This is a genomic window from Streptomyces sp. SID14478 (assembly GCF_010548525.1).
Taxonomy (GTDB): domain Bacteria; phylum Actinomycetota; class Actinomycetes; order Streptomycetales; family Streptomycetaceae; genus Streptomyces.
This window is the reverse complement of record NZ_JAAGMG010001105.1, coordinates 1-4,629: the sequence shown is the minus strand read 5'-3', so window position 1 is coordinate 4,629 and position 4,629 is coordinate 1. Positions and strand designations below refer to the sequence as shown.

The window sequence follows — 4,629 nt, the reverse complement described above, 5'->3', positions numbered from 1 at the left end:
CGCGAGCGCCAGCCACCGCGCCGCCGTGGACGCGGCGACCGGTCCGGTCGCGGTGGGCGCGTCCCGCACCGCCCGCCACAGGAACACCCCGAGCACCACCAGGGCGAGCGCCGAACTCCCGTACTGCGCGTACCAGTAGAGGGGTGAGCCGCCGAACTGCTCGGTGAGCACGGGAACGAGCCGCAGACCCCACCGGCCGGGATGCGTGAACGCGTCCCACACCACGTGCGTCGTCGCCCCGAGCACCGCGGACACGTACCACCACAGCGGCCGGCGGTCCCCTCGTGCCCGGCCCGTGACCACCGCCCACACCCGGCCGCGCACCCGGCGCGGCAGCAGCGCGAGGAGCGGCTCGCGCACCAGCAGCCACAGGCCCACCAGCGCGAGCGCGACGGCGAGATCGACCGTGAGGACGCCCGCGAAGGAATGGGTCACGTCGCCGAACTCCATCGCCCCGGGCACTGCGCCCGCCGCGAAGTACGGGACGTCCGGCGCGAACGACCCGGCGACCAGGAGCGACGGCACGAGCCGCCCGCGCCCGGAGCCGTCGCGCCGCACGCACGGCAGCACCGCGGCGGCATGACTGATGGTGAACGGCATGGAACCCTCCGGGAACATGTGCGGGCAGGCGTGGAAGAGTACGACAACGCGTATATCGCCAATCGGTTAATACCGGGCGCGAACAGGTATCTGCGCGGCGGAAGTTGTCGTAGTGTCGGCTGGGTCCAGGCGCGGGGCGACATGGGAGGGGTTCGCGGCATGGCGGCGGTATTTGGCAGGAGGCTGCGCAGGGGCGCGATGACCGCGGCGGTGGCCGCCGCGGCAGTGGCCGCTCTCTCCGCCTCGCAGGCCCCGGGGGTGACGCCGCCGCCCGCGGGAGGCGGACGGCCCACCGCGGACCGTTCCGAGGACCCGACGCCCGACGCGGCGAGCGGGCCCGACTACTTCACCGACCTGCCCCAGCTGGACAGCCCCACCGACGGCCCGACGGCCTCACCCGGTTCGGGCGCGCCCGGGGACGCCGAGTCGGGCATCCCCGCCACCGTCCTGGACGCGTACAAGAAGGCCGAGGCCGAGCTCGCGACCAGCAAGCCCGGCTGCAACCTGCCGTGGGAGCTGCTCGCCGCGATCGGCAAGGTCGAGTCGGGTCAGGCCCGCGGCGGCAACGTCGACGCGAACGGCACGACGATCAAGCAGATCCTCGGCCCGCCCCTGGACGGCAACGGCTTCGCGAAGATCACCGACACCGACGGCGGCTCCTACGACGGCGACACGGTCCACGACCGGGCCGTCGGCCCCATGCAGTTCATCCCCTCGACCTGGGAATGGGCGGGCCGCGACGGCAACGGCGACGGCAAGAAGGACCCGAACAACGTCTACGACGCGGCCCTCGGCGCGGGCCACTACCTGTGCCGCAACGGCTGGGACCTGTCGAACGCCGCGGACCTGAACAAGGCGATCCTCAGCTACAACAACTCCTCGGACTACCTCACCCACGTCCTGTCCTGGCTGGAGTTCTACCGCAAGGGCACGCACGAGGTGCCCAACGGCACCGGCGTGCTCCCCAAGAACCCGACCGGCGGCGGCAGCACGAGTCCGTCCCCGGGCCCGACGCCCACGTCGCCCGGCACGACGCCGCCCGCCACCACGCCGCCGAGCTCCGGCAACCACGGCGGCGGCAACTCCGGCCCCGGCAACGGTGGTTCGCACAGCCCCGACCCCGACGACCCGCCCACCACCCCCGCTCCCACGCCCACCGAGACCGTCACCAAGCTCGCCGACGCCGGCACCGGCCGGCTGAGCGCCATGGCCGGCGACACCTTCGGCGAGCAGGTCGCGGTACGCCCGCAGAACGCCAAGGGCAAGGGCGTCGCCAAGGTCAAGGTGCGGTTCGTGCTCGTCGGCGACACGGACACCGCGTTCGCCGGCGGCGCCAAGAGCGTCATCGTCGTCACCGACGCGTCGGGTGTCGCCACCGCCCCGAAGCTCGTGGCGGGCGAGAAGACCGGCACGTTCACGGTCCGGGCGAGCGTCGTCGGCCGCTCGCTGGCCGCCCTCGACCACAAGGCGGCCGTCACCGCCCGCGCCGCCGACAAGCTGGCCCGCACCAGCGACAAGGAACTCAGCTGCGTGGCCGGCGCGGAATTCGCCGACGCCGTCGAGGTGAAGGCGACGTACAAGGGCGCCGTCGCCGACGGGGTCGCCGCGAGCGCCACCCTCGTCACGTCGGCCGCCGACCCGACCGCGGCGGACAAGGGCCCCTACTTCAAGGACGCGGACGGCAAGACGGTCCGTACCCTCAAGGGCCTCAAGACCGGCAAGGACGGCCTGCTCACGCTGCCGAAGCTGTACGCGGACGACACGGCCGGCACGTTCCTGCTGCGGATCGACACGACCGGCGGCGGCACGCTCACCGTCGAACTGAAGGTCACCGCGGCCCCGTCCGGCGGCGCCACCGGCACCCCGTCCGCGTCCGCGAGCCCCTCCGCGTAACGCCCGGCGCACTCCGGCGCACCAAGCCCTCCGGCCCCGTACGGGCCGGAGGGTTTTGTCGTGTGTGCAACGTGTTCTCATCTGGGCCCGGCATTGCTACGGTGCACCGACTCCGAGGCCTGACGCCTCATCAGATCCCGTGTGTCGCACGGTTGCAGGGAGGTCGGACATGCGCGCCCTCATCGCCGCGGCGATCGGACTCGCCGCCGCCTTCGCCCTCGTCCTCACGATGTCGGCGATCGGCGCCCCGGCGGGCAAGACGTCCCCCGAGCCGCTCTTGACCACCGTCCCCAAACACCCGTAGCGCGACCGTAGTTGAGGAGGGCCGCCGTGCGCCGCAAGGCCAGCCTGATCCTGCTCGCCTTCGCCGTGTTCTTCACGGCGCTGTCCCCGCTCATGCGCTGGTACGCGTTCCCGCGCCTGGCGAAGATCCCGCCCAGCCAGTACCAGACGATGGTCCTGGAGGCGAAGAACGCGACCCTCGTCGACTACGGCTCCATGCAGGAGAAGAAGGTCCCCAAGCTCACCGTCGTGCAGACCCTCAAGGGCGACGTCGAGGAGTCGGACAAGATCGAGAAGAGCGCCGGGCGCGACGTCGTCGTCTGGAACGGACTGACCTACATCGTCGGCCCCGACGGCAAGATGGTCTCCCAGATCCCCGAGCGCTACATCTTCGACGCGCACAGCCAGGAACCCGTGCACGCCACCGGCGAATCCGTCGACGGCGACCCGGTCACCCGGCAGGGCATCGAGTTCAAGTGGCCGTTCCTGACGGAGAAGCGGGACTACGAGTACTTCGACGCGCGCGCCCGCGTCACCCGCCCCATCCACTACAAGGGCACCGAGACCTTCCGCGGCGTCAAGATCTACCGCTTCGAGCAGACCATCCCGTGGACGAAGGTCCCCTTCCCCAAGAAGCTCCCGGTCAAGGGCATCACGGCGGAATCGGTCGCCAAGACCGGCACGCAGATGTGGTACACCACGGACCGCACCTTCCTGGTCGACCCGACGACCGGCGCCCCCGTCTACGGCGAGGAGAAACACAAGGAGGAGATGCGCGGCGGCACCCTGCTCGGCGGCCGCGACAAGATCACCGCGTTCTCCGGCGACGTCAAGATGCGCGAGGACTACATCAAGGACACGGTCGACCTGGTCAAGTCCCAGCGCACCCTCGTCCTGCTGCTCACCTCCTACCTGCCGTGGGGCTTCCTCGTCCTCGGTACGCTGCTGCTCGCGCTGTCCCTGTGGCTGGAGGCCCGCAGTCGCAGGCCCGGCGAACCCCGATCCGTCCCGGACCGCGAGCCGGAGCCGGCCGGGGTCTGAACCGGCCCGACGCCCCCGGCGACGGCGCGCCAACAGGCCCGTCAGTGCCGGGGGTTGGTCCGCCGGGTCGGCTCCGCCGTCGCCGGGTCCTCGGGCCAGGGATGCTTCGGGTAGCGGCCGCGCAGATCGGCGCGCACCGCGCGGTAGCCGTCGCGCCAGAAGGACACCAGGTCGGCGGTGACGGCGGCGGGCCGCCCCGCGGGGGACAGCAGATGCACGAGCACCGGCACCCCGGCCACCCTCGGCGTCTCGTCGAGCCCGAACATCTCCTGCACCTTCACGGCCAGCACCGGCTGCTCGGGATCGGCGTAGTTCACGCGGACCCGCGACCCGCTGGGCACCTCGATCCGCTCCGGTGCCAGCGCCTCGAAGTGCCGGGCGTCGCCGCTCGCCCACGGCAGCAGCCGCTTGAGCGCCTGCCCCGCGTCGATCCGCGCCAGGTCCGCGCGGCGCCGCGCCTTGCTCAACTCCGGCTCCAGCCAGTCGTCCACGCGCGCGTGCAGCCCCTCGTCACTCACCTCGGGCCACGGCTCCCCGAGGTGCCGGCGCAGGAACGCGAGGCGCCGGCGCAGGTCCTCGGCGTCCCGGTCCCACCGCAGCAGCCCGAACCCCTCGCGCCGCAGCCCCTCGCGCAACGCCTCCCGTACGAGGCCGGGGGCGGCCTGCCTGAGCGGGCGCACCGTCAGCTCGACGGCACCGAGCCGGGTGACGTTGCGGGCCACCACGTCGCCGTCGGACCACGCCACTTCATCGCCCTCGGCGTACAGCGGCGCGGCCGCCCGGCGCGCGGCCTCCTCGTCCACGACCGCGCCG

5 protein-coding genes are annotated in these 4,629 nt (G+C 72.5%); 3 read left to right on the top strand and 2 right to left on the bottom strand.

Going from position 1 to position 4,629, the window contains the following annotated elements:
* The coding region (locus G3I40_RS35655) for a DUF4184 family protein (protein WP_164558979.1) at positions 1-600 on the bottom strand (600 nt) is incomplete at its 3' end.
* 159 nt (positions 601-759) lie between these two features.
* Here G3I40_RS35655 and G3I40_RS35650 point away from each other — a divergent pair.
* The 3 genes from G3I40_RS35650 to G3I40_RS35640 all read left to right on the top strand — a co-directional run bounded on the left by G3I40_RS35650 (position 760) and on the right by G3I40_RS35640 (position 3,816).
* Positions 760-2,493, top strand: a complete 1,734-nt coding sequence (locus G3I40_RS35650) for a lytic murein transglycosylase (protein WP_164558978.1) — start codon at positions 760-762, stop codon at positions 2,491-2,493.
* Between the two features lie 169 nt (positions 2,494-2,662).
* Entirely contained in the window at positions 2,663-2,797 is a 135-nt protein-coding gene (locus G3I40_RS35645) for an SPW_0924 family protein (protein WP_164558977.1), read from the top strand.
* A 26-nt stretch (positions 2,798-2,823) separates the two neighbouring features.
* A complete protein-coding gene (locus G3I40_RS35640) occupies positions 2,824-3,816 on the top strand; it encodes a DUF3068 domain-containing protein (protein ID WP_164558976.1) in 993 nt (330 codons plus the stop codon).
* A gap of 41 nt (positions 3,817-3,857) precedes the next feature.
* On the opposite strand, the gene G3I40_RS35635 is transcribed toward G3I40_RS35640, so the two are convergent.
* Positions 3,858-4,629: ATP-dependent helicase C-terminal domain-containing protein (locus G3I40_RS35635; RefSeq protein WP_275410285.1), on the bottom strand; the 772-nt coding region annotated here is incomplete at its 5' end.

Coding starts and splice junctions, on each gene's coding strand:
- G3I40_RS35650 (WP_164558978.1), top strand. CDS start 760: ATGGCGGCGGTATTTGGCAGGAGGCTGCGCAGGGGCGCGATGACCGCG.
- G3I40_RS35645 (WP_164558977.1), top strand. CDS start 2,663: ATGCGCGCCCTCATCGCCGCGGCGATCGGACTCGCCGCCGCCTTCGCC.